The organism is Arthrobacter sp. K5, from assembly GCF_040448525.1.
Classification (GTDB): Bacteria; Actinomycetota; Actinomycetes; order Actinomycetales; family Micrococcaceae; genus Arthrobacter; species Arthrobacter globiformis.
The window spans coordinates 4,843,596-4,865,165 of the sequence record NZ_CP159279.1 but is presented as its reverse complement, the minus strand read 5'-3'; the positions used below and the strand labels follow the sequence as shown (position 1 = coordinate 4,865,165).

At 67.0% G+C, this 21,570-nt stretch carries 22 protein-coding genes and 2 pseudogenes; 7 read left to right on the top strand and 17 right to left on the bottom strand.

The window, feature by feature from the left end; all coding sequences use genetic code 11:
• Positions 1-48: 48 nt before the first annotated feature.
• Together pheT and pheS are read right to left on the bottom strand one after the other, a co-directional pair.
• Positions 49-2,592, bottom strand: coding sequence for a phenylalanine--tRNA ligase subunit beta (gene pheT, locus ABRP34_RS22150; RefSeq protein ID WP_353711792.1), 2,544 nt, complete (start codon positions 2,590-2,592; stop codon positions 49-51).
• Positions 2,593-2,594: 2 nt separating this feature from the next.
• On the bottom strand, positions 2,595-3,656 hold the full coding sequence (gene pheS, locus ABRP34_RS22145; RefSeq protein WP_353711791.1) for a phenylalanine--tRNA ligase subunit alpha: 1,062 nt from the start codon (positions 3,654-3,656) through the stop codon (positions 2,595-2,597).
• A 407-nt stretch (positions 3,657-4,063) separates the two neighbouring features.
• Here pheS and ABRP34_RS22140 point away from each other — a divergent pair, with 407 nt between their 5' ends.
• Positions 4,064-4,444, top strand: a complete 381-nt coding sequence (locus tag ABRP34_RS22140; protein WP_003798702.1) for a hypothetical protein — start codon at positions 4,064-4,066, stop codon at positions 4,442-4,444.
• Positions 4,437-5,099 (top strand): SIMPL domain-containing protein, encoded by a 663-nt coding sequence (locus tag ABRP34_RS22135; protein ID WP_353711790.1) that lies wholly within the window; start codon positions 4,437-4,439, stop codon positions 5,097-5,099. Before ABRP34_RS22140 ends, ABRP34_RS22135 begins: the two co-directional genes overlap by 8 nt.
• A 77-nt stretch (positions 5,100-5,176) precedes the next feature.
• Here ABRP34_RS22135 and ABRP34_RS22130 read toward each other — a convergent pair whose 3' ends face one another.
• A complete protein-coding gene (locus tag ABRP34_RS22130; RefSeq protein WP_353711789.1) occupies positions 5,177-5,407 on the bottom strand; it encodes a hypothetical protein in 231 nt (76 codons plus the stop codon).
• Between the two features lie 187 nt (positions 5,408-5,594).
• Here ABRP34_RS22130 and ABRP34_RS22125 point away from each other — a divergent pair, with 187 nt between their 5' ends.
• Positions 5,595-6,731 carry an Rv2578c family radical SAM protein gene (locus ABRP34_RS22125; RefSeq protein ID WP_353711788.1) on the top strand — a complete coding sequence of 379 codons (1,137 nt, stop codon included), beginning with the start codon at positions 5,595-5,597 and terminating at the stop codon, positions 6,729-6,731.
• 97 nt (positions 6,732-6,828) lie between these two features.
• On the opposite strand, the gene ABRP34_RS22120 is transcribed toward ABRP34_RS22125, so the two are convergent.
• Positions 6,829-7,287, bottom strand: coding sequence for a (deoxy)nucleoside triphosphate pyrophosphohydrolase (locus ABRP34_RS22120; protein WP_003798708.1), 459 nt, complete (start codon positions 7,285-7,287; stop codon positions 6,829-6,831).
• 156 nt (positions 7,288-7,443) lie between these two features.
• Between ABRP34_RS22120 and ABRP34_RS22115 the strand changes: the two genes are divergently transcribed.
• A complete protein-coding gene (locus tag ABRP34_RS22115) occupies positions 7,444-8,649 on the top strand; it encodes an MFS transporter (RefSeq protein WP_353711787.1) in 1,206 nt (401 codons plus the stop codon).
• Between the two features lie 41 nt (positions 8,650-8,690).
• Here the strand turns inward: ABRP34_RS22115 and ABRP34_RS22110 are convergent, their stop codons facing one another.
• On the bottom strand, positions 8,691-9,644 hold the full coding sequence (locus ABRP34_RS22110) for a cation diffusion facilitator family transporter (protein WP_353711786.1): 954 nt from the start codon (positions 9,642-9,644) through the stop codon (positions 8,691-8,693).
• A 231-nt stretch (positions 9,645-9,875) separates the two neighbouring features.
• Here ABRP34_RS22110 and ABRP34_RS22105 point away from each other — a divergent pair, with 231 nt between their 5' ends.
• Positions 9,876-10,151 carry a GlsB/YeaQ/YmgE family stress response membrane protein gene (locus ABRP34_RS22105; protein ID WP_003798714.1) on the top strand — a complete coding sequence of 92 codons (276 nt, stop codon included), beginning with the start codon at positions 9,876-9,878 and terminating at the stop codon, positions 10,149-10,151.
• 121 nt (positions 10,152-10,272) lie between these two features.
• On the opposite strand, the gene ABRP34_RS22100 is transcribed toward ABRP34_RS22105, so the two are convergent.
• The 4 genes from ABRP34_RS22100 to infC all read right to left on the bottom strand — a co-directional run bounded on the left by ABRP34_RS22100 (position 10,273) and on the right by infC (position 13,157).
• Positions 10,273-11,169, bottom strand: coding sequence for an RNA methyltransferase (locus tag ABRP34_RS22100; protein WP_353711785.1), 897 nt, complete (start codon positions 11,167-11,169; stop codon positions 10,273-10,275).
• A gap of 53 nt (positions 11,170-11,222) precedes the next feature.
• Positions 11,223-11,678, bottom strand: coding sequence for a 50S ribosomal protein L20 (gene rplT, locus ABRP34_RS22095; RefSeq protein WP_353711784.1), 456 nt, complete (start codon positions 11,676-11,678; stop codon positions 11,223-11,225).
• Positions 11,679-11,796: 118 nt separating this feature from the next.
• Positions 11,797-11,991, bottom strand: a complete 195-nt coding sequence (rpmI, locus tag ABRP34_RS22090) for a 50S ribosomal protein L35 (protein ID WP_003798720.1) — start codon at positions 11,989-11,991, stop codon at positions 11,797-11,799.
• Positions 11,992-12,107: 116 nt separating this feature from the next.
• On the bottom strand, positions 12,108-13,157 hold the full coding sequence (gene infC / locus ABRP34_RS22085) for a translation initiation factor IF-3 (RefSeq protein WP_353711783.1): 1,050 nt from the start codon (positions 13,155-13,157) through the stop codon (positions 12,108-12,110).
• 381 nt (positions 13,158-13,538) lie between these two features.
• Here infC and ABRP34_RS22080 point away from each other — a divergent pair, with 381 nt between their 5' ends.
• Positions 13,539-13,925: a DUF1844 domain-containing protein gene (locus ABRP34_RS22080; RefSeq protein ID WP_003798723.1), complete on the top strand. Its 387-nt coding sequence runs from the start codon at positions 13,539-13,541 to the stop codon at positions 13,923-13,925.
• A gap of 121 nt (positions 13,926-14,046) precedes the next feature.
• Here the strand turns inward: ABRP34_RS22080 and ABRP34_RS22075 are convergent.
• From ABRP34_RS22075 to ABRP34_RS22040, 8 genes and pseudogenes are all read right to left on the bottom strand, one after another.
• Positions 14,047-15,344 (bottom strand): annotated as a pseudogene (locus tag ABRP34_RS22075) (MFS transporter).
• A 58-nt stretch (positions 15,345-15,402) separates the two neighbouring features.
• Positions 15,403-16,262 (bottom strand): annotated as a pseudogene (locus ABRP34_RS22070) (SseB family protein).
• A gap of 61 nt (positions 16,263-16,323) precedes the next feature.
• Positions 16,324-17,070, bottom strand: coding sequence for a bifunctional 1-(5-phosphoribosyl)-5-((5-phosphoribosylamino)methylideneamino)imidazole-4-carboxamide isomerase/phosphoribosylanthranilate isomerase PriA (gene priA / locus ABRP34_RS22065; protein ID WP_102970896.1), 747 nt, complete (start codon positions 17,068-17,070; stop codon positions 16,324-16,326).
• Positions 17,071-17,145: 75 nt separating this feature from the next.
• Positions 17,146-17,304: a hypothetical protein gene (locus ABRP34_RS22060; protein WP_003798731.1), complete on the bottom strand. Its 159-nt coding sequence runs from the start codon at positions 17,302-17,304 to the stop codon at positions 17,146-17,148.
• Positions 17,305-18,042, bottom strand: coding sequence for an imidazole glycerol phosphate synthase subunit HisH (gene hisH / locus ABRP34_RS22055; RefSeq protein ID WP_003798735.1), 738 nt, complete (start codon positions 18,040-18,042; stop codon positions 17,305-17,307). It lies immediately after the preceding gene.
• Entirely contained in the window at positions 18,039-18,665 is a 627-nt protein-coding gene (gene hisB, locus ABRP34_RS22050; protein WP_353711782.1) for an imidazoleglycerol-phosphate dehydratase HisB, read from the bottom strand. The genes hisH and hisB overlap by 4 nt, the downstream gene beginning before the upstream one ends.
• Before the next feature lie 59 nt (positions 18,666-18,724).
• Positions 18,725-19,843 (bottom strand): histidinol-phosphate transaminase, encoded by a 1,119-nt coding sequence (locus ABRP34_RS22045; RefSeq protein WP_003798737.1) that lies wholly within the window; start codon positions 19,841-19,843, stop codon positions 18,725-18,727.
• A 66-nt stretch (positions 19,844-19,909) separates the two neighbouring features.
• Complete coding sequence (locus ABRP34_RS22040) at positions 19,910-20,260, bottom strand: LysM peptidoglycan-binding domain-containing protein (protein ID WP_353713446.1); 351 nt, start codon at positions 20,258-20,260, stop codon at positions 19,910-19,912.
• Positions 20,261-20,722: 462 nt separating this feature from the next.
• Between ABRP34_RS22040 and lexA the strand changes: the two genes are divergently transcribed.
• Entirely contained in the window at positions 20,723-21,469 is a 747-nt protein-coding gene (lexA, locus tag ABRP34_RS22035) for a transcriptional repressor LexA (protein ID WP_353711781.1), read from the top strand.
• Positions 21,470-21,570 lie beyond the last annotated feature (101 nt).

The window sequence follows — 21,570 nt, the reverse complement described above, 5'->3', positions numbered from 1 at the left end:
GCATAAAGAAAGACCACGCCACATGGCGTGGTCTTTCTTTATGGCCGGCTAGCGCTGGACGGCGCCAAACCGCTCGGCCGCGGTGGCGACGGCGCGCTCACGCGCCTCCGACGCCTCGTCGGCCGTCAGTGTCCGGTCGGTTGCGCGGAACCGCAGGCCGAAGGCGAGGGACTTCTTGCCTTCCTCGATCCCCTTCCCTGCGTAGACGTCGAAGAGGGCGACGTCCTCGAGCAGTTCACCGGCGCCTTCACGCAGCGCTGCCAGCACGTCGTCGGCGGGGACGTCCTGCGGCACCACGAGGGCCACGTCCTGCGTGGCTACCGGGAAGGTGGAGATGTGGCGGGCCACCACGACGTCGGCCGCCGCCTCGAAGAGGGCGTCCGCATTAAGTTCCAGCGCGGCAGAGCGCGCCGGCATGTCGTGCGCAGCCAGCAGCTTCGGGTGCAGCTCGCCGGCGTATCCCACGACCTCGCCGGAGCGCAGCGAAAGCTGCGCGGCACGGCCCGGATGAAACGCCTGGTGCCGGCCCTGGGTGACCACCAGCTCCACACCAAGGACGTCACCGGCCAGGCGGGCGATGTCCAGGGCGTCTGCCCAGTCCCACAGCCGCGGGGCGTGGCCGGCGGCGGCGGGTGAATCATGACCGGTCAGGACGGCGGCGATGTGCAGCGGCTGGTCCGGAACGCCGTCGTACAGGGCGTCCAGCACCTCATCGCTTGGCTTGACGCCCAGCGGAGGAATGGACAGGGTGCCCAGGGTGTCACCGGGCAGGAACACCATGCCGGCTTCGAAGACGGCGAGATCGCGGAAACCGCGGGAGTGGTTGCGCTTGGCGATCTCCAGCAGGCCCGGCAGCACCGAAGTGCGCAGGTATCCGTGCTCTTCGCTGATCGGGTTGGCAAGCTTGACCGCAGTCCGGGGTGCACCCTCCTCGGCCACGCCGAACGTGTCGTTGGCGGCCTTCGACACGAAGGGGTAGGCCAGGACCTCGGTCAGGCCGGCGTCTGCCAGAGCCTGGACCAGGCGGCGGCGCTGCTGTTGCACGCGGGTCAGGCCGCGGCCGGGGGGCGCCACCGGCAGGGTCGCGGGGATCTGGTCGTAGCCCACCAGGCGGGCGACCTCCTCGGAGAGGTCCTCCTTGGTTTCCAGGTCGTTCCGCCAGCTCGGCGCGGTGACGGTCCAGCCGGCGCCGGTCTTTTCGAGGACGGCGCCGAGGTCCTCGAGGGACGTGACGATCTGATCTTCGGTGAAGTCGATACCGATCCGGGCGGCGGGGAATTCCGCGGGCAGCACGATGGTCACCGGATCCGACGCGGTTCCGACGTCGGTGCCGGCCTCATCGGCGGTACCGCCGGCCAGTTCCACGAGAAGATCGACGGCGCGCTGGGCCGCGATGTTGGCGACCTGCCAGTCCACGCCGCGCTCAAAGCGCTTGGAGGCTTCGGACGGGAGCTTGTGGCGCCGGCGCGAGCGGGCAATGGAAACTTCCTCGAAGTGGGCCGCCTCGATCAGGACCGCCGTGGTGGCGTCGGAGACCTCGGTGGACGCGCCGCCCATGACACCGGCGACGCCGATGGGGCCGGAGGCGTCGGTGATCAGCAGGTCCTCGGGGTCAAGCGAGCGCTCCTTGCCGTCGAGGGTTGTCAGCTTCTCCCCCGCCACGGCCCGGCGCACCACGATGTCGCCGGACAGCTTGTCCTGGTCGTAGAAGTGCAGCGGCTGGCCGAGTTCGAGCATCACGTAGTTCGAGATGTCCACCGGCAGGGAGATGGACCGGATGCCGGCCAGCCTCAGTCGGGAACTCATCCACGGCGGCGTGGGCCCGGTGGCGTCCACGCCGCGGACGGTGCGCGCCACAAAGCGGTCGCAGCCGGGCTTGCCGTAGATCGGCGCGTCGTCGTTGATCTTGACGCCGTAACCGCCGGAGAGGACAGCCGGAGCGTTGACCTTCGACGCCGGATCGGTGAATTCCGTGCCGGTGGCGTGGGCGTATTCGCGTGCCACGCCGCGGATCGAGAACGCATAGCCGCGGTCCGGGGTCACGTTGATTTCGGCGGCCTGGTCGTAGAGGCCCAGCAGTTCCATGGCGTCGGCCCCGATCTCGGGGTCCAGGCCGATCCGGGACAGCACCAGAATGCCGTCGTGGTCCTCGCCGATACCCAGCTCGCGGACGGAGGCGATCATGCCCGCAGACATGTGCCCGTAGGTCTTCCGTGCCGAGATGTGGAAGTCGCCGGGCAGCACGGCGCCGGGCAGGGTGACCACAACTTTGTCGCCCTCCACAAAGTTGTGGGCGCCGCAGACGATGCCCTGCACGCCGGAGGGATCGATGCCCTTGCCGGTGAGGGCCTGCTCCTGCCCCTCGGGGACGACGCGGACCTGGCACCAGTTGATGGTCTTGCCGTTCGACTGCGGTTCCTTGACCAGGCTCAGGACCTGGCCCACCACGACGGGTCCGCGCAGGGCGTCCGTGGGGCGGTGGACCGCTTCCTCTTCAAAGCCGACCTTGACGAGGTCCGCCATGACGTCTTCGGCCGTGGCTCCGGCCGGTATCTGCGCGAACTCACGCAGCCAGGAAAGTGGGATACGCACTGTTAGATCTCCATCCCGAAGTGCTCGCTGAAACGTACATCGCCTTCGATCATGTCGCGCATGTCGCCGACCTCATTGCGGAACATCAGCGTCCGCTCGATGCCCATGCCGAAGGCAAAGCCTGAATAGACGTCCGGATCGATGCCGGCGGCCCGCAGGACGTTGGGGTTGACCATGCCGCAGCCGCCCCATTCGATCCAGCGTGGCCCGCCCTTGGCGCCGGGGTGGAAGATGTCCAGCTCGGCGGACGGCTCGGTGAACGGGAAGTAGTTGGGGCGCAGCCGGATCTGGGCTTCGTCGCCGAACATCTGGCGGGCGAAGTGCTCCAGGGTTCCGCGGAGATCAGCCATGCTGAGCTTCTTGTCGATGGCCGTGCCCTCGAACTGGTGGAAAACCGGGGTGTGGGTGGCATCGAGCTCATCGGTGCGGAACACTTTGCCCGGGCACAGCACGTAGATGGGCAGCTCCCGCTCCAGCATGGACCGGACCTGCACCGGGGACGTGTGGGTACGCATCAGCAGGTGGGCTTCGGGCGGCTCCACGAAGAACGTGTCCTGCATTTCGCGGGCCGGGTGGTCCGGCTTGAAGTTCAGTGCGTCGAAGTTGAACCACTCGGATTCCACCTCGGGGCCTTCGGCAATTTCCCAGCCCATGCCCACGAAGATGTCCGCAACGCGGTCCTGCAGCGTGGACAGCGGATGGCGGGCTCCGGCCCGGCGGCGGCGCGGGGCTGCCGTGACGTCAACGGTCTCCTCAACCAGGATCCGGGCGTCGTTCTCCGCTTCGAGTTCGGCGGTGCGGTCCGCGAGCGCCTTGTTAACACGTCCGCGCGATGAGCCCATGAGCTTGCCGGCGGCGGCCTTCTGCTCCTTGGGCAGGCCTCCGATCCCACGGTTGGCGAGGCTGAGCGGCGACTTCTCACCGGTGTGGGCCAGGCGGACTGCCTTGAGTTCATCGAGCGTGGACGCGCCGGCGATGGCGGCGACGGCCTGCTCCACGGCGGCGTTGATGGCGGTTTCATCCAGAGGGTTCGGGACGGCGGCGCCCGGCAAAGTTTCAGTCATCTACTGTTCTTAGCTACGAGTCGGGTGATGCCAGCCGCCGGTGCAGCCGCGCCGGTTTCCCCGGCAGCGCGTCCGTCGCTGGCACGTCATTGCATGAAGTCATCCAAGGACGTCATCCAAAGACGCCATCCAAAGACAAGGGCAGGCTCGCCGGCGGGTGGCCGGCAGGCACTGTTCCCAGTCTAATTGACGGCGCCGGGCGAATTGACAGCGGGCCTGGCGCCTAGGTCAAATGGCTGTCATCTGCCGGGCCTGCGCCCGTCAGGCAGCGCCGGGCCGTGGGCTGTCCTGCGCCCGTCGTACGCCTGTCCTGCTCGGCCGCCCGCGGCTAGCATGGCCTCATGACGAGAGGCCGCAGAACGAGAGGCCCCCTGACGCAAAGACAGCGCCTCAGGCAACTAGCAAACGTGCTGAACGCTTCCACCCCCTTGGGGCTGGTGCTTGCCGGGCTGGCCGGCACCAGGACGTTCCAGGGTCCGCGCGGCCTTATTGTCGCCACCGGTTACCGCTGGCGGCTGCCGGTGGCTGGTGCCTTCACCGTGGGGAACGTGGTCATCTTCCGTGCAGACGCCGACACGGCTTTGACGGGCCGTGTGCTCCTGGACCACGAGGAGCGGCACAGCACCCAGTACGCGTGGTGCCTGGGGCTACCCTTCCTGCTGTTCTATTTCGCGGCCGCTGCCTGGTCGGCAGTGCGCTACGGCGATTCGGCGTCGGGAAATCCCTTCGAGCGGCATGCCGGCCTCGAGGCTGGCGGCTATGTGGACCGGAGGCGCAGGCATGAGTGACCCCGCCGGCCACGCGGCAGCCCGGACCGTCACCGTCACAGGATTCGGAACCGCCGAGGCCGCACCGGACCTGCTGACGCTGTCCGTTGGCGTGGAATGCCGGCGCGACAGCGCCGGGGATGCCTATGCCGCCGCCGGCGAGGCGTCCGCTGCCGTAACGGGCGCACTGCGCAGCCGGGGAGTGCTGGGCCGGGATATCAGGACGTCCGGGCTTAACGTCCGGGCCGACGTTGTCTGGCAGGAGGGCCGCGGCCAGCAGGTCACGGGCTATGTGGCATCCAGCATGCTCAGCGTCCGGCTCCGGGATCTCGCTGCCGGCCCGGGCGTCATCGCGGCGGCAGTGGAGGCAGGCGGCAACGACGTGCGACTGGATGGCGTTCAGCTCGGCTTTGCCGACGCCGGAGCCGTGATGGCGCTGGCCCGCGAGGCCGCCTGGGCTGACGCACGGGCGGCTGCCGCACAGCTCGCCGGGCTTGCCGCAGCCGAACTGGGTGAGGTGGTCTCTGTGCGGCAGCACGCCGTGCCGTCGTCGCCCGTTCCGGTGGGCGGGATGCAGCGGGCCTTCGCCGCCGACACCATGGCGGTGGAATCCGGGGAATCCGGCGTCAGCACCAGTGTCACAGTTGAGTGGGGGCTGTTGAGTGGGGGCTGTTGAGTGGACGCTGAATGGGGGCTGGGCTCCCGCAGCCGCTGACCCGCACCCCACCGGATGAGGGCGGAAAGGCTCGCCGCCTAGTGGATACTGCCAGCGGCGAGCGCGACGTCGGACCGCCGGGTTGCGCCGGTTGGCGGGATTGCGTCGATTGGCAGGGTTAGCGAGGTTCGGACGACGGCGGCAATCGCCTCCGCCATCGAGGCCACAGACAGTGACGGTTCACTGCTCCCCTGCTCTACCTGGTCCGGCGCGAACGGGACGTGGACAAATCCACCGCGGACGCGCGGACGGGAGGCGAGCTCGTGCATGAGCGTATGGAAAGCGTGGTTGCAGTAGGTTCCCGCCGTCTGTGAATTTCGACGGGAATACCCGCCCTTTCCACGGCCACCCGTCCGCGGCCTCCGGCCTGCCCGATGCACACCACGAGTTCCGGTCTGCGGGAAACGCCGACGGCGTACCTTGACTTAAGTTCGAACATACCTTCGAATGGAGGGCATGAGATGGGACGCACAGGCACTAAAACCGGCACCGGAAGAGATGCCCGGGACTGCACCGCTGCTGCCCCTGGCCGGCCTCGTGCGGTCCGTGTCCACGCCCGAGTTCGCCGGCGTCACCTTTCATGAGGTCACCGCCAAATCGGTGCTCAACAAGGTGCCCGCCGGCTCCCGGATGCCGTTCGAGTGGACCGTGAACCCCTACCGGGGCTGCAGCCACGCCTGCGTCTACTGCTTCGCCCGCAAGAGCCATACCTATCTGGACTTCGACGCCGGGCTGGATTTCGACAGCCAGGTGGTGGTCAAGATCAACGCAGCCGAGGTGCTCCGCAAGGAGCTGGCCAAGCCCGCATGGAACCGGCAGCACGTGGCACTGGGCACCAACACGGACCCCTACCAGCGGGCGGAGGGCCGGTACCGGCTGATGCCCGGCATTATCGGTGCGCTGGCCGATTCGGGGACTCCGCTTTCCATCCTGACGAAGGGAACGTTGCTGGCGCGTGACATCCCGCTCCTGAAGCATGCTGCGGCACAGGTGCCGGTGGGCATCGGGATCTCGCTCGCCATGACGGATGAGCAGCTTTCCGAGGCCATCGAACCCGGCACCCCCGGACCGCGGGCGCGGCTCAAACTCGTTTCCAGGCTCGGCGAGGCCGGGCTGCCCTGCGGGGTGATGGCCATGCCCATCCTGCCGTGGCTCTCGGACAGCGACGAGGCACTGGACTCCCTGTTCGCCTCGCTGGCCGCCGCGGGTGCAACCGGTGTCACGGCCGGAGCGCTTTATTTGAAGCCCGGCACCCGGGAATGGTTCATGCAGTGGATCGCCGCCCGGCATCCGGAACTCGTGGGCCGCTACCGCAGGCTGTACGGCACGGGCTCGTATGCGTCCAAGGAATACCGCACCTGGCTGGCGGGAAGGGTCCGCTTTTTCAAGGCCCGGCACGGCTTTTCCGGCTCCCACGGATTCAGCCACCGGGACGTCGACGATCGCCAGGCCGACGATCCCCGCGGCGAGGAAGCCGCCTACCCTGAGGGAAGCATTCCGCAGGATCGGACAGGGCACGACAGGACGGGGCAACAGGGGACGGGGCATCATCACCACAGTTCAGGCCGGGCGTCCCAGCCCACGCTGTTCTGAGCCCGCCTTAGCTCTGGGCCGGTCTTAGCTGGCCGGGATTACCAGGCTCTTGCCCGCGCCGCTTTGCACCACCGCGGGAAAGCCGTGAAGGGTGGTGTTAGCTTCCGGGGACCGAGCCCGCACGGGCCGCCGCGGCGACGTTGGCGAGCAGCGCCTGGACAATCGGGAGGTCGGCCGGAATCCAGGGCAGGCTGAGAGCTTCCTCACCTTCGCGGATGCTGACCCAGCGAAGTTCATCGTGGTCCTCAAGCGGCCGGGGGTGGCCATCGGCCACTTCCGCGAACCACACCCGCATCACGGCTTTCTCGTTCAGGGGCCAGCCGGCCGGTCCTGGGGCTTCCAGCTCCTTCCCAAGCACGACGCCGATGCCGAGTTCTTCACGGAGCTCCCGGTGCAGGGCACTTTCGGGAGCCTCCCCCCGTTCCACCTTGCCGCCCGGAAATTCCCACATGCCGGCAAACTGCGGAGGCGCCGTCCGGCGCGCCACGAGAAGCCGGGCGGGAGCGGAGAGCGAGTCGAGCACGGCACCGCCGACGACGTTGATCAGTTCAGTCACCGGTCCAGTCTATGAGGGCCCGGGTTCATGGGGGCACCTGTCTATAAGGCCGTCCTCCCGCGGACGGGAATATCCAACCCGCCGCGAAGCTTGTTAAAATCAGACATATCAGTGGCAACGAGGCCTACTCCATATCTCCCTTCGAAAAGCAGGCACATGACTTCCACTGTCCAGGCTCCCCGCACGCCCAAGGCCGCCGCGCGCATCGGTCCCGCCATCCTGGCCCTGGCCATGGGTGGTTTCGGCATCGGGGTCACCGAGTTCGCCATGATGGGGCTGCTCAAAGAGGTCGAACTCGGACTCGGGATCAGCACCCCAGAGGCCGGCCACCTCATTTCGGCCTACGCCCTGGGCGTCGTGGTGGGAGCGCCTGTACTTGCCGCCGTCGGGGCGAAACTGCCGCGCAAGTTCCTTGCGCTGGGCCTCATGCTGTTCTTCAGCGTGGCCAACCTGTCTTCGTTCATCGCTCCCGATTACGCGAGCATGCTGGTCTCCCGCTTCGCCGCCGGACTGCCGCACGGGGCGTTCTTCGGCGTGGCCGCCGTGATTGCCGCTTCGCTGGTGGCGCCGACAAAACGGGGCTGGGCCATCTCCATGGTCATGGCGGGGCTCACCGTTGCCAATGTGGTCGGTGTTCCCTTCGCCACCTGGCTCGGACAGGCCTTTGGCTGGCGGCTGCTCTTTGTCCTGGTGGGAGTCCTGGGACTGGTGACCCTGGCGCTTATCTGGAGATTCGTTCCGTTCCAGCAGGCGCATGCGGACGCCAGCATCCGCAGGGAGCTGGGCGCGCTGAAGCGGGCGCAGGTCTGGCTGGCCATCCTCATTGGCATCGTCGGATTTGGCGGGTTCTTCGCCACGTACACCTACATCTCCCACACCATGACCTCCGTGGCCGGCGTCCCTGCCGCCCTGCTGCCCTTCGTGGTGGCCTTGTACGGCCTGGGGATGGTGGCCGGCAATATCGTCGGTGGCCGGATCGCGGACAAGTCTGTGATGGGGACCATCTACCGCGTCCTGCCGGGAATCGCCGTCGCGCTGGTGGTGTACGCCGTGGCCGTGCACTGGCCGTGGTCAGCCTTCGTCATGGTGTTCGTGGTGGGCGGCGCCGGGTCCATGCTCGTCCCGGCCCTGCAGACCCGGCTGCTGGACGCGTCTCCTGATGCGCCGTCGCTGGCGTCCTCACTCAACCACGCGGCGCTGAACGTCGCCAACGCCCTGGGCGCGTTCCTCGGCGGTGTGGTGATCGCCTGGGGCTGGGGCTATGTTGCGCCCGCGCTGGTGGGTGCTGTCCTGGCCATTCTCGGGCTGATGGTGGCCCTGCTCAGCGGCCTGCTGGAACGCAAGAAGCCGCTGGCCCCGTAACAGGTGTCACGGAGCCAGCGGCTCTGTCTTCGGCTAAGCAGCTAGGCGCCTGAGTCGCCCGCCAGGGCGGGCCCGCTGGCCACCTGGGCACGGCGGATGTCGGGCTCCAAGTAGATGACCCGCGCGATGGGAACTGCCGAGCGGATCCGGGCTTCGGCGTCGTCGATGGCCTTGGCAATGTCCAGTCCGGAATCTCCCGCCTCCACGCTGATCTTGGCAGCCACGAGCAGCTCCTCCGGGCCCAGATGCAGGGTCTTCAGGTGGATGATGGCGGTACCGTCCGCTTCGATGGCATTCCGGATGCGCCCGACGTCGTCCTTGGTTGCCGACTCCCCCAGCAGCAGGGACTTGGTCTCCATTGCTAAAATCACGGCAATGGCCACCAGCAGCAGGCCGATCATTCCGGTGCCGATTGCGTCCCAGATACCGTCGCCGGTCAGCAGGGTCAGCCCCACGCCGAACAGCGCGAAGACCAGGCCGAGCAGGGCACCGAAGTCCTCGAGCAGGATCACCGGAAGCTCGGGCTGCTTGGCGGTCCGCACAAAGCTGATCCAGCCCTGGCTGCCGCGGACGTGGTTGGCTTCAATGATGGCCGTCCGGAACGAGAAGGCCTCGGCGATGATGGCACCCACCAGCACGGCCAGGGGCACCCACCAGAAGTCACCTTCGATCGCATGCGGGTGCTGGATCTTTTCCCATGCCTCATACAGGGCAAACAGGCCGCCGACGCTGAAGAGCACGATGGAAACGATGAACGCATAAATGTAGCGCTCGCGTCCGTAGCCGAAGGGGTGTTCCGGGCTGGCCGCCCGTTGGGCGCGCTTGCCACCCACCAGCAGCAGGACCTGGTTGCCCGAGTCGGCGACAGAGTGGATGGCCTCAGCCAGCATAGATGAGGAGCGTGTCAGCAGGAACGCGACGAACTTCAGGACGGCGATGGTCAGGTTGGCGGCTAGCGCCGCGACAATCGCCTTGGTACCGCCGTTTGCAGCCAAGGGAGGCTCACCTCTTTACGTGCGAATTTCAACGGATGGGACAGGGCGGCATGGAACCGCCGTCTGGTAAATACCGTACCCGTCCGGCCCGGAACAGACACCGCACACCGCCACCGGGCGCCGCAAAAAAGCCAAAACTAAGCCTGCTGACAAAGAAACGCGCACTGTGTTAGCTTGAAGCCATATCGGGACTGATAAGAATCGATCCCGACGAATATGAAGGAGCAGACAATGGGTTTTCTTGCTTGGATTATTCTCGGCCTGATCGTAGGCGCAATTGTTAAAGCCGTCATGCCCGGCAGGGTCGGCGGCGGCTGGGTCACCAGCTTGGTTCTGGGCGTCGTTGGCGCCATCGTCGGCGGCTGGATCGGCAGCCTTCTCTTCGGCAAGGGTGACCTGGCGTTCTTCGACCTCGGCACCTGGATCCTCGCCATCATCGGCGGCCTCGTAGTCGCAGGCATCTACGGCGCGATCACCGGCCGCAGCCACAGCACCCGGGCACCGTAACAGTCCGGATCACAGGTACTGGTCCTCAGCAGGCCCAGTCCAATTCAGACAAACAGGCAGGAGCGGGGGCCCACCACACGGTGGGCCCCCGCTCCTCTGTGTTGCTACCGGCTTTGTGTTGCTACCGGGGCTGCTGTGACCTCGCGCTCGCGTAGAGGCAGACCGTGGCGGCCGTGCCAAGGTTGAGGCTCTCGGCGGCGCCATAGACGGGCACGGCCACCCGATGGTCGGCAAGGGCAAGCTCGTCCTCGGACAGCCCCTGGGCTTCGTTGCCGAAAAGCCAGGCCGTGGGGTTCTCCAGTGCGTAGTCCGAGCCGGCGGTTGATGCGCCAAGCCGGCGTGCGGCGTTCTCGTCCTGCAGGCGGTCAAGGTTCAGCTGCCCGTAGCCGTCGGCCGCAAGCACACCGATCCCCCGGTCCTTGCACAGCGCCACCAGCTCATTGACGTCGGCACCCAGGACGACAGGCAGATGGAAAAGGGAGCCGGCGGTTGAGCGGACCGCCTTGGGATTGTAGATGTCCACGCTGGAACCGGTCAGGACCACGGCGTCGGCACCGGCTGCGTCTGCGGCCCGAAGCACCGTCCCGGCGTTGCCGGGATCGCGGACCTGGCAGAGCACGGCAATCAGCCGCGGCCCGGCGTCGAGCACATCCGCCAGGGCGACATCGAGAAAATCGCACACCGCAACAATCCCCTGCGGGGTGACAGTGTCCGCCATGGCCGCCAGCACGTCGTCCGTGGCGAGCCGGGCGCTGGTTCCCACGGCCAGTTCCTCAAACTCGGGATACCGGTCCAGACAGGCCTCGCTGGCATACACCTCGCGGACTATGCCCGGCTGCCCGGCAGCGATCCGCTTGCCATGCAGCACCAGGGCCTCACGTACCGCCTGCGGGCCTTCGGCAAGGAACTGCCGGCGCTTTAAACGGACCGGGCGCCCTGCGAGCTTTGCCACATCCCTGACCCGATCTGCTCGGGGATTGGAGAGTGGAAAGTCTTGCGGGCGCCCGGTTTCGTTCATATAAGAAACCTTAGTGGCTGTTGCCACCGGTCCTTGAACTGGGAGTTGCCTGCTTACTCAGCAGCTGCAGCAGCCGGCTTCTTCGCAGCGCGTGCGCGGGTAGCCTTGGCCTTCGGTGCAGTCTCAGCCTTGGCGGCCGGAGCGGAGGTGTCCGCAGGCAGGGAGTCCTTGGCAACCTGGACCAGCGCAGCGAAAGCGTTGGCGTCGGAAACGGCGAGCTCGGCCAGCATGCGGCGGTCAACCTCGACCTCAGCGGCCTTCAGGCCCTGGATCAGGCGGTTGTAGGTCAGGCCGTTGGCCCGGGATGCAGCGTTGATGCGCTGGATCCACAGGCGGCGGAAGTCGCCCTTCTTCTTCTTACGGTCACCGTAGCTGTACACAAACGAGTGCAGCAGCTGCTCTTTGGCCTTGCGGTACAGGCGTGAGCGCTGCCCACGGTAACCTTTGGCGCGTTCGAGGATAACCCGGCGCTTCTTGTGGGCGTTTACCGCCCGCTTCACACGTGCCACGTGCGTACTCCTTCAAAAATCTGATCCCAAGCATCTACTGCCGGTGACCCGGCCGGCCTGAGAAGGCTTATTGGTAGTTGACTGGTGCCAGGTGGCAGTCAGTCAGAGTGCTTGGAAATTAGATGCCGAGCATCTTCCGGATGACCTTGGCGTCGCCCTTGAAGACGATCTTGTCGCCGGCAAGGCGGCGGGTCAGGCGGCTGGACTTGTGCTCCAGGTAGTGGCGGCGGTTGGCCTGCTGGCGGCGCAGCTTGCCGGTGCCGGTCAGCTTGAAGCGCTTCTTAGCACCACTGTGGGTTTTCATCTTCGGCATGGGAACCGATCTCCTAACGTTTCCGCAGACCATGTCTGCAGTCTTTCGCGCAGCCGCCCCCGGGACGGCGTGCTGGTTGCTGGCTGCCTGAAGGGGATGCCTTCCGCAGTTTCGAACTAGTTGGTCTTCTTGCCCGCCGGCTTCGGTGTGGGCCGAGGTGCCGCGGGACGTGCCACCGGCTTCGGCGCAGCGGGCCTGGCCACCGGCTTGGGCGGGGAAGGAACAGCCGCAGGCTTCGGCGCTGCCGGGGCAGGCGCTTCGGCCTCTGCCGCCTTGGGAGCAGGCGCAGCGGCCTTCGGCGCAGCAGGCGCAGCCTTCGGCGCTTCGGCCCGGGGTGCCTCGCGCTTGGGCTCGGCCACCTTGGCAGCCTTGGGTGCTTCAGCAGCACGAGCTTCGGCAGCCTCAGCAGCAGGAGCTTCAGCAGCCTTGGGAGCCTCAGCAGCAGGAGCTTCAGCGGCAGGTGTTTCAGCAGCTGGAGCTTCTTCAACGGGAGCCGCAGGCGCTTCCACGGCTGCTTCCGGAGCGGCCGCTGCCTCCGCAGAAACCTGGAAGCCTTCCGGCAGAAGGTCGGCAAGCGACTGCGTCAGCGGTGCCTGATCGTCACCTGAGGTGTCGACACGGCCGGCTGCCTTGGCTTCGTTCTGGGCCTTGGCCTCGGCGCGCTGCGTAGCACGGCGGGCTTCGGCCTTGGCCTCGGCCTTGTTCTTCAGCGGACCGATAACCATGACCATGTTGCGGCCGTCGATGCGCGGGCTTGACTCCACGACACCAACTTCAGCCACGTCCTCAGCGAAACGCTGAAGGAGGCGCAGGCCCATTTCGGGACGCTGCTGCTCACGGCCGCGGAACTGGATCATGGCCTTGACCTTGTCCCCGGCTCCGAGGAACCGCAGGGCGTGGCCGCGCTTGGTCTCGTAGTCGTGGGTGTCGATCTTCAGGCGGAACCGGATTTCCTTCAGGACCGTGTTGGTCTGGTTCTTCCGGGCCTCACGGGCCTTGACTGCGGCTTCGTACTTGTACTTGCCGAAGTCCATCAGCTTGCACACCGGAGGCTTGGCCTGCGGTGCAACTTCAACGAGATCCAGGTCGGACTCGGCAGCCAGACGCAGGGCATCCTCGATACGGACGATCCCTACCTGTTCGCCGGCAGGGCCGACCAGCCGCACCTCAGGGACGCGGATACGCTCATTGATTCTTGGCTCGCTAATGTTAAAGCTCCTGTGTTTGTAATGGGTGTTCCACCGGCAAAATAGAGAAGGCCCCCAATTGCCGGAGCAATCGAAGGCCTCGAAGATCGGATGTGCTCCCCCGCAGGGACTGCACGTACTTCACCCGGCACATGCCCGGTGAACCGCCCGACCGTTACCCGGCAACCTTGCTGCCCTGAACCTTCCAGGGAAAACGGCTGACGCGGGTGGGAGAGAACTCCGCTTGCAAACTGAGTATCAATTCTACAGAAAGATACCCGCTTACCGCACATTCGCGGCAGTGGGTCTCATACACGGCAAAATAACGACATCCAGTCGGTCTGTGACAAGCTTACCAGTATGAGCACTCCAGACAGCAATTCACACGTCTACCAGGCGCCCGGTGCCGGGGATGACGTCACGCAGCAGATCCGCGACATCTCCGAAGTTCCGGCGATCGAGGTCATCACCACAGCGGCCGTGCACCTTATGAGTGCCTCCGCCGTGAAGCTTGGCCTGGCCGCTGAGGAGAACGCCGCCGAGCTGAAGGACCTGGACGAGGCCCGCAAGCTCATCACCGCCCTCGCCGGCCTGGTGACGGCAGCCGCCCCGGAGATCGGCTCGCAGCATGCCGGTCCGTTGCGCGACGGACTGCGCTCCCTCCAGCTCGCCTTCCGCGAAGAGTCCATCATTCCGGATCCCCCGGGCAAGGGTCCCGGTGAGAAATTCACCGGTGCAGTGAACTAACGATTGAACTTCGACGGCGGCGGGCCGGCTCTTCAGGGCCGGCCCGCCGCCGTTCTGGCTGCCTGGGGGCATGTCCCGCGGGAGCCCTTTCGACCGAACAGCCCAACGAAAGCCGGTACCGTCAGGATGTGGCGGCGCGGCGGCGCCGCTGCTGCAGAACAAGCCCGACGACGCAAAGCAGCACCCCTGCCACCCCGACGGACACGAAGCCTCCCGCCGCGCCAATGCTGTCGATGAAAACTCCGGCCAGCGGAGCCCCCAGTGCAACACCCGCGGTCAGGGCGGACCCGTACCAGCCCATGGCCTCTCCCCGCCTGGCCTCGTCGACCAGTTCGGCCACCTTCTCGGAAGCGGCCGAAAGGACCGGAGCACAGAGGAGCCCCGGAAGCAGCGACAGCAGGCTGAGGGTCAGTGTGTCGGTGGCAAAGCCCATCGGAATGGTCAGGGCAGCCATTCCCAGCAGCAGGAGTACCGGTGAAACAGGCCGGTGCATGGCCCCGTAAACAAGACCGCCGGCCACCGAGGCCGCGCACCAGAAGAGGAACACAACGCCGATCTCGCCCTGGCGGCCGCCGGTCTCCAGGGCAGCCACGATTCCCACATCGGTGCCGCTGAGCACCATGCCGGCGCCGGCTGCGACTGCGAAGACCGCGGCCACCGCTGCGGTGAACCAGCCGAAGCTGTGTGCCACCCGGCCCTTCAGGGCTGCCCGCCGCCTGCTGCCCGCAGCCGCGGGACCGAGCTCAGCCGCAGCCTCCTGCAGGTGTGCGGGGCGGCGGCCACAACGGCTACCTCCGCGGCTTCCTGCTCGTCCACCTCACAGGATTCGTTGCGGACAGCACTGCGGGTGGGCGGGTTGAACCACATCAGGAATAGTCCGGCCAGGGACGTCGAGACACCGACGGCGGTCAGCCCCAGCACGGAATGGCCGCTCGTGGCCACCACAGCACCTGCTGCCGGGCCGATCATGAACACCAGCTCGGTGCTGACCGCGTCCAGCGCGAACGCGGTCCTGCGCTGGTCGCCGTCGGCCAGAACCCCCAGGGACTGCCGCACCACACTGAAAATGGGGAGGGTCAGCAGGCCGCCGACAAATACGAGGGGCAGCAGCCACTGGTAGGAGACGTGCGGCACGACGGACCAGATGACGGTTTCCGAAATCACGGAAGGTATCAGGGCCGTCCGCAGGCCCGCCGTATCCACCCGGCGGCCGCGCCAAGGTGCGCCAAGCGCGATCCCGATGGTCATCACGGCCGCTGCCGTTCCCGCGGCCGCATAGCCCTCGCCGAGGGTCAGGACGATGTGCAGCGTCAGCAGGACGCCCGCCGCCGAATGGGGAATGCGGGCAATCATGCCGACTGCCAGGAGCCTGCGGATGGGCCGAACGGCCAGCAGTTCGCGGTACAGGCTGAAATTCACAGGTGGGTCCTCAGTTCCGCCGCCGGACAGCACCGGAACGGACCCACCGGGCCCTCGGCTACTGCGCGGCGCGCCTTAGCTTGACTTCGATCGAATCAACGCGCTCACCAAACAATACATTCCGGCTCCACTCGGCCTGGAGGCCGGCAACGAGGGCCTGGACCGCGGCTGCATCAAGTCCGTCCTCCAGATAGAGCACCACACGCAGTTCCGGTCCGGCTCCGCCGCCATCGACGCGGCGGCCTGAGGCCGTGGTGGTGGCCACTCCCCGCCGGGCAGGACCTCGAATCCACGGACTGCGGGTTTGCCGTCCGCTCCGGCCCGCAGCACCGCGGCCAGCTCGGCGTCCACGTAGGCCGGCACCCATTGCCGCTGCTGTGCGAGGGCCCAGACACCGGGGCGCCGGACCACGAAGGTCACTTCCGAGCCGGGGTCCACGACCAGCAGCTCGGCGCCTTCGGAGACGGCCGACAGGGCTGCCCTCGCGGCGTAAACGGCCACGGGCCGCGCCTCCGGGTGCCACGCCGCCAGGGCTGCCGCCGAGGTGAACACGGGCATGGCGAGGCGGCCGTCGGGTGCCTTGAGCGTCACCAGCGCCATGTCGGCCTGCTTGTCGGCGTGCACGCCATGCGCGCCCTCGGCTTCCTCCGCCAGCTGTGCCACCACGGGGACAAAGACACGGGCGGTGGCGAGCGAGGCAACCACCGCGGCCTCGTCGCCGTCGCCGGCAACAAGAGCAGAGACTGCGGTGAGGTAGCCGGCGTCGGCCGTGCCGTCGTCGTCCTCGAAGTTGTGGATCTTGGCGTCGTCACCGGCGAGGCTGCGTCCGGCCCAGGGCTGTCCCGCCGAATCGGTGGCGCCACCTGCCCCGGCGAGGGCGGCCTCGATGTGACCGGGCAGCCGGCGTGCCGGCGGCAGGTGCGCGCCCGGTCCGCCGCCGTCCGCGGAGTTGGGGTGGTGCTCGGTCACGGCGATACCCCTAGCGGCGGCCGGCGACGTCGAGGGCCTCGGGCAGCGTGAAGGCGCCGGCGTACAGGGCCTTGCCCACGATGGCGCCTTCGACGCCGAGCGGCACCAGGGAGCGCAGGACCTTCAAGTCATCAAGGCTGGAAATACCGCCCGACGCCACCACGGGCTTGCCGGTCTTTTCCACCATCTGCCGCAGGAGTTCAACGTTCGGTCCCTGCAGCGTGCCGTCCTTCGTCACGTCGGTAACAACGTAGCGTGCGCAGCCGGCCTCTTCGAGGCGGCCCAGCACGTCCCACAGGTCCCCGCCTTCCTTGGTCCAGCCGCGGCCGGCGAGAGTGGTTCCGCGGACGTCCAGCCCGACGGCGATCCGGTCACCGAAGCGGTCGATGGCCCGCGCGGTCCAGTCCGGGTTCTCCAAGGCGGCGGTGCCAAGGTTCACCCGGGCGACGCCCAGGTCCAGCGCCTTTTCCAGGGATTCATCGTCCCGGAGCCCGCCGGAAAGCTCGACCTTGATGTCCAGCCGGCCAACCACTTCGCGCAGCAGGTCCGCGTTTGAGCCGCGTCCGAAGGCAGCGTCCAGATCCACCAGGTGAACCCATTCCGCGCCCTGCTGCTGCCAGTTGAGCGCCGCCTCCAGCGGCGTTCCGTAGCTCGTCTCGCTGCCGGCCTCGCCCTGGACCAGGCGGACCGCCTGGCCGTTTACGACGTCGACGGCGGGAAGCAGTTCAAGTACCGGCAGCTCGTTTTGGCTGGTCATCAGGGGTCCTCAGTTCTTGTAGGCGCTGGTTCCCGTGCGCGGCGGCTTCTGCGGCGCACACGGCGGGTTAGTTGGTTATTTGCCGGGAAGGGTCAGCAGGTAGGCGGCCAGCAGCGACATGGCGGCCAGTACGTAGAAACCGATCTGGATCCAGAGCGGCTTGTGCTGCTGCCCGAAGGACAGGCCACCGCCCACCAGGAGACCGGCCAGTCCCGTCAGGAGAATGGACCACATTTAGGCGTCCGCCGCCTGCCGGGAAGGCTGCCCGCGGAGCCCGTCGACCCAGTTCTTGAGCAGCCGCGCGCCAGCGTCACCGGATTTCTCCGGGTGGAACTGGGTGGCGCAGAGGGGGCCGTTCTCCACGGCGGCGATGAAGGGGGCACCGTGCTCGGACCACGTGACCAGGGGCGGCGCCATCCGGGGCTGGATCACCTCGAAGTCCCAGTTCTGGACGCCATAGGAGTGCACGAAGTAGAACCGCTCAGCTTCAACGCCATCGAAAAGCCTGGAGCCTTCCGGAACCTTGACGGTGTTCCACCCCATGTGCGGCACCACCTCGGCAGGGAGGAGCTCCACCTTGCCGGGCCACTCCCCCATGCCTTCGGCTTCGGTCCCGTGTTCGACGCCGGCCTCGAAGAGTACCTGCAGGCCGACACAGATGCCGAGGACCGGACGTCCGCCGGCCACACGGCGGCCGATCATCCGGATGCCGTCAACGGCCTTGAGCTCGCGCATGACCGTTTCGAAGGCGCCGACACCGGGAACGACCAGCCCGTCGGCGTTCAGCACGTCCTCGGGCTTGGAACTCAGGATGACCTCGGCACCGGCACGTTCCAGGGCACGCACGGCGGAACGGACGTTGCCGGAGCCGTAGTCGAGGACGGTGACGGTGGGCTTGCCCTCCGGGGAAGCCGGCTTCAGCGTGGCCGACGGATCGATGATCGCGCCCTCGCGCAGTACTTTGCCGGTCACAGTGCTCCCTTGGTGGACGGAATGCCTTCGACGCGGGGATCCGGCTCGACGGCTGCACGGAGGGCCCGCGCGAATGCCTTGAACTGGGCTTCCACGATGTGGTGCGGGTCGCGGCCGGCGATGACGTTCATGTGCAGGCAGATGCCGGCGTGCAGCGTGATGGCCTCGAAGACGTGCCGGGTCAGCGAGCCCGTGAAGTGGCCGCCGATCAGGTGGTACTCCTGCCCGGAGGGCTCGCCGCCGTGCACCAGGTAGGGCCGGCCGGAGACGTCGACGACCGCGTGCGCCAGGGCCTCGTCCAGCGGCACGGTGGCCTCACCGAAGCGGCGGATCCCGGCCTTGTTGCCCAGAGCCGTGCGCAGCACCTCGCCGAACGTGATGGCAACGTCCTCAACGGTGTGGTGGACGTCAATGTGGGTGTCGCCGGTAGCCTTGACGGTCATGTCGATGAGTGAGTGCTTGCACAGCGCCGTCAGCATGTGGTCGTAGAACGGGACCGACGTGCTGATGTCCGACACGCCGGTGCCGTCGAGGTTGATCTCCACCAGCACGGAAGATTCGCTGGTGGCGCGCTCCATGCGTGCAGTCCGTGCCTCGGCAGCCTTGATTCCGGTGTCGCTCATGGTGATAGATGTCCTTTGACGAAGGATGGGGGCGGACCTGACCTGGTCCATGTTCAAGTTTAGGCCGGAAGTGCGGCCTGCCGGGCCAGGATGCTTTCGAGGGCTTCCAGGAAGGCTGTGGTTTCCGTCTCAGTGCCGGCGGTGACCCGAAGGTGCCCGGCGATGCCGACGTCCCGCACAAGCACCCCCGCGTCCAGCAGTTCCTGCCAGACCTCATGGGGGTTCTCCAGCCCGCCGAAGAAGACGTAGTTGGAGTCGGACGCCGCGGGCCGCAGCCCCATCCGTGTCAGCTCCGCGACAATCCGGTCGCGCTGGCGCTTGATGTCCTCGACATCCGCCATAAGCGCCTCGCGGTGCTGCAGGGCCGCGAGGGCGGTTGCCTGCGTGACGGCGGACAGGTGGTACGGCAGGCGCACCAGTCGCAGGGCGTCGGTCACCTCCGGCGCCGCGGCCATGTAACCGAGGCGGGCGCCGGCAAGAGCGAACGCCTTGCTCATGGTCCGGGAGACGATGAGCCGCTCCCGGCCGGGCAGCAGGGTCAGGGCGCTGGGCGTGCCGTCGTGCGCAAACTCGTGGTAGGCCTCGTCCACGACGACGATGGCCTGGCTGGCCTCGCCCGCCTCGTAGACGGCTTCCACCACGTCCAGGCCCAGGCCGGTACCGGTGGGATTGTTGGGTGAACACAGGAACACGATGTTGGGCTGGAGTTCGCGCACCTGGCTCGCGGCCGACTCGGCGCTGAGGCCATAGTCGTCGGCACGCTTGCCTGCGATGTAGGCGGTGTCGGTTCCGCTGGCGAGGAGCGGGTACATGGAGTACGTCGGCGGGAAGCTCAGGAGCGAACGGCCCGGCCCGCCGAAGGCCTGGAGGATCTGCTGGAGGACCTCGTTGGAGCCGTTCGCTGCCCAGAGGTTGTCCGCGCTGAGCCCGTGGCCGAGGTACTCCGCCAGGGCTTCCCGGAGCTCGGTGAATTCGCGGTCGGGGTACCGGTTGAGTCCGGTGGCTGCCTCGCTGACGGCCGCGGTGATGGCCGCCCGTACGTCGGCGGGCACGCCATGCGTGTTCTCATTGACGTTGAGCAGGATCGGAACGTCAAGCTGCGGGGCGCCGTAAGGGGACAGCCCCCTCAGGTTAGTCCGCAGGGGCAGTCGGTTCAGTCGCTCAAGCTGGTCAGTCACCTAGACAGTTTAAGTAACCCGAAGGGCTGGCCGGAAACTGTGACGGTTCCAGCGTACGGCAACGGCTTATTTGTTCGGCACGAACAGCTGCTGGCCGGGCATGACCTTCCCTGCCTGAAGGTCGTTGAGCTGGACGATGTCCACAATCACGTCCCGGGGGTCGCGGTCGGGGTCGACTTTTCCGGCGATGGCCCAGAGCGATTCACCGGGCTGCACGGTGACAGAAACGGTGGGCGTGACGGTCAGGCCACTGGCGGTGTCCGCAGCCTTGGCCGGCGAGTTCAACAGCCCCGTCAAAGACAAGATCAGGGCGGCAAGAAGAACAAGCGGCAGTCCGATGAGGACGATCCGGCCGCGGCGGGTGAGGCGCAGGCGTGGCGGCCTGCCTGGCCGGGACACTGCACAGGACTGGGGCACGGCAAGCGACTGGGGCGCCGCACGCAGCTCAGTCACCGCACGGGGCTGAGGCACCGCACGCGGCCGAAAGACTGCGCCGGGCTGGGAGTGCGGCGGGACTGCTGGTGAAGCCGACATTGCTGGTGAAGCTGAGACTGCTGATGAAGCTGACATGGCGTGAGCCCTCCTGGACCAAGTTGTACTGCCTCGCGTTCGAACAGACAGTTCGAACACCGGGCTGAGAAACCGTCCTCACTAGAACACATGTTCGAACTTTGCTTTTTCCAGTTTTAGCACCTATCACCGAATTAAGTCGAGACTCGCTAGAACAAATGTTTGAAAAAGCCCTATGGCTGGCCTACGTTGGAAATCACAGAACAACCACATCTGCAGTTGATCAGCAGGGTCTGACATTTTTCAGGCCGGAAGTTCCCGGCCACTGCAGCTACCGCGTCCGGGAGGAACGGAAAGGCGTTGGCGAACATGGCAGCACAGGCCTCTGACGGCAAGGCTCCCCAGCGCAGCCCGCGGTCTCAGCGGACCCCCAAGGGACTAACACTCCGCCAGAAGAAGATCCTGGAAACCATCCAGCGTTCGGTCAACGAGAACGGCTACCCGCCGTCGATGCGGGAAATCGGCGACACCGTCGGGCTGGCCAGCCTGTCCAGCGTGACCCATCAGCTCTCGCAGCTGGAAAAGCTTGGCTACCTTCGGCGTGACCCCAAGCGTCCGCGCGCCATGGAGGTCCTGATGCCGCTCACCCTGGACGCGGGGGCGCCGAAATCCGGCGGCGCGGACAAAGCCCCGGCCCTGGGCACGGCAGGCGCTTCCGTGTCCGAATTGCCCAGCGCAATGGATACCGCAATGGTTCCGCTGGTCGGCCGGATCGCCGCCGGCGGCCCCATCCTCGCGGACCAGATGGTTGAGGAACTGATGCCGCTGCCCCGCCAACTGGTGGGCCACGGCGAGCTTTTCATGCTCAGGGTCGCAGGCGATTCCATGGTCGACGCCGCCATCTGCGACGGGGACTGGGTGGTGGTCCGGCGGCAGAGCGACGCCGTCAACGGCGACATCGTTGCGGCGCTGCTCGACGATGAAGCCACGGTCAAGACTTTCCGGCAGCGCGACGGCCACACGTGGCTGCTGCCGCAGAACACGCAGTACGAACCCATCCTCGGCGACCACGCCGTTGTCATGGGCAAGGTGGTTTCCGTACTCCGCTCGCTGTAGCCGCCGGGCCGGAGGCCACCGCGGGCTTCGTCCCCGGAAACGTCCATCAGGGAGCGGGAATGTCCTTCAGGGAGCCTTGGGCCCCGGGCAGCATCAGCCCG

What these genes read in the sequence shown, in the direction of transcription:
- pheS (WP_353711791.1), bottom strand. Translation starts at nt 3,656, where the DNA reads ATGACTGAAACTTTGCCGGGCGCCGCCGTCCCGAACCCTCTGGATGAA.
- ABRP34_RS22135 (WP_353711790.1), top strand. Translation starts at nt 4,437, where the DNA reads ATGAGTGACCCCGCCGGCCACGCGGCAGCCCGGACCGTCACCGTCACA.
- ABRP34_RS22130 (WP_353711789.1), bottom strand. Translation starts at nt 5,407, where the DNA reads ATGCACGAGCTCGCCTCCCGTCCGCGCGTCCGCGGTGGATTTGTCCAC.
- ABRP34_RS22125 (WP_353711788.1), top strand. Translation starts at nt 5,595, where the DNA reads ATGAGATGGGACGCACAGGCACTAAAACCGGCACCGGAAGAGATGCCC.
- ABRP34_RS22115 (WP_353711787.1), top strand. Translation starts at nt 7,444, where the DNA reads ATGACTTCCACTGTCCAGGCTCCCCGCACGCCCAAGGCCGCCGCGCGC.
- ABRP34_RS22105 (WP_003798714.1), top strand. Translation starts at nt 9,876, where the DNA reads ATGGGTTTTCTTGCTTGGATTATTCTCGGCCTGATCGTAGGCGCAATT.
- ABRP34_RS22100 (WP_353711785.1), bottom strand. Translation starts at nt 11,169, where the DNA reads ATGAACGAAACCGGGCGCCCGCAAGACTTTCCACTCTCCAATCCCCGA.
- rpmI (WP_003798720.1), bottom strand. Translation starts at nt 11,991, where the DNA reads ATGCCGAAGATGAAAACCCACAGTGGTGCTAAGAAGCGCTTCAAGCTG.
- ABRP34_RS22080 (WP_003798723.1), top strand. Translation starts at nt 13,539, where the DNA reads ATGAGCACTCCAGACAGCAATTCACACGTCTACCAGGCGCCCGGTGCC.
- priA (WP_102970896.1), bottom strand. Translation starts at nt 17,070, where the DNA reads ATGACCAGCCAAAACGAGCTGCCGGTACTTGAACTGCTTCCCGCCGTC.
- ABRP34_RS22060 (WP_003798731.1), bottom strand. Translation starts at nt 17,304, where the DNA reads ATGTGGTCCATTCTCCTGACGGGACTGGCCGGTCTCCTGGTGGGCGGT.
- hisB (WP_353711782.1), bottom strand. Translation starts at nt 18,665, where the DNA reads ATGAGCGACACCGGAATCAAGGCTGCCGAGGCACGGACTGCACGCATG.
- lexA (WP_353711781.1), top strand. Translation starts at nt 20,723, where the DNA reads ATGGCAGCACAGGCCTCTGACGGCAAGGCTCCCCAGCGCAGCCCGCGG.